This is a genomic window from Corynebacterium sp. AOP12-C2-36, from assembly GCF_052379185.1.
GTDB lineage: Bacteria > Actinomycetota > Actinomycetes > Mycobacteriales > Mycobacteriaceae > Corynebacterium.
Map to the genome: position 1 here is coordinate 1 of NZ_JBQSYJ010000062.1, position 1,218 is coordinate 1,218.

At 62.7% G+C, this 1,218-nt stretch carries 1 protein-coding gene; it reads right to left on the reverse strand.

The features are described from left to right. Positions 1-26 precede the first annotated feature (26 nt). The coding region (locus ACT3UN_RS16445) for a Mu transposase C-terminal domain-containing protein (RefSeq protein WP_444657657.1) at positions 27-1,218 on the reverse strand (1,192 nt) is incomplete at its 5' end.

Genomic DNA, 1,218 nt, shown 5'->3' on the forward strand with positions numbered 1-1,218 from the left:
TTCTTTGGTGACGATGAAGTCGCGGCTCATGGTGACAGGTCCTCTTCATAGGTCCGCAGGCGAGACGTACGCCCACGCGGGAATGGCGTTTCGGTGTTTGCATCGGGGTTCACAGGGAAAAGGGCTGCTGGGCGTGCCTCGTGGGTGGGGATGCGCTCGTTGATTCCGGCACGTAGTTGACGCCGTCGGCGTCGACGAGCGGCCTGGATATCTGCCAGGCTGTAGCGCTGGTTGGGGTGGTCTTCATCCACGGCGACGCACAGCAACGTGTCGTGGTCGTAGACCCGGATCTCGGAGAGATCCCGCGGGTCGTAGCGGATGGTGACGTCATGGCCGACAAAAGGTGCCAGGGTCGGGCTGATGTAGCGCTGGCCTTGGAAGTGGATGCCGTCTCGCTGCACCCGGCGGTGGGTGGAGACCCGCAGCAGGAGCCCGTCGAGTTCTTCCAAGTTTTCCGGCATCCTGGGAATCCATCCCTGTCCGATCCACGCGGCCTTCGGGCTGGTGTTGATCGAAGAATGGGTGCGCTGGTTGTAGCTGCTGATGAACTCACCGACGGCGGTATCCAGGCTCGTCAGGTCCAGGACCGGGTGTGGGTTGCGGACGCCGGGGGCGAGGTGGCCGGGCAGGGTGGTGAGAAGTTCGGTGTTGACGGTGCTGAAGAACCTTTCGATCTTGCCGCGGCCCTGCGGATGGGCGATGGTTGAATGGATGATCCGGATCTTCAGCGCTGTCGTGGTGTATGTGATGTGGCCACTGGTGAAGTCGGAGCCGTGATCGACATAGAGGACGTCGGGAATACCGCACATTGCCCAGGTGGGGTCTGTTTTTCGCCAGATAGCCTGGCGTAGTGCTAGGGCGGTGTTCATCGCCGAGGGGGAGGTGGTGGTGACCATGTAGCCGCACACTGCCCGGGAGTAGTCGTCGATGATGATGGTGAGCCAGGGGCGAGTCGGGGTGCCGACCGGGTTCTGGATGAGGATGTCGAGTTGGGTGTGATCGGCCTGCCAGATGGCGTTGGGGCGTTTAGCCCGGTGCCGGTAGACCAGTTCGTGTCGATCCCGGTAGGACGTCGGGCCCTCCAAGGCGAGGGTGACCATCGCCGGGTCAAGAGCTTGGATGATGCTACGCACGGTGGCGTAGCTGGGTGGATTCAGCGATAGGTGTTGTGCTCGGGAGTCCACCAGGCGATGCAGGGCGGCCATCGATGGCCGTGGT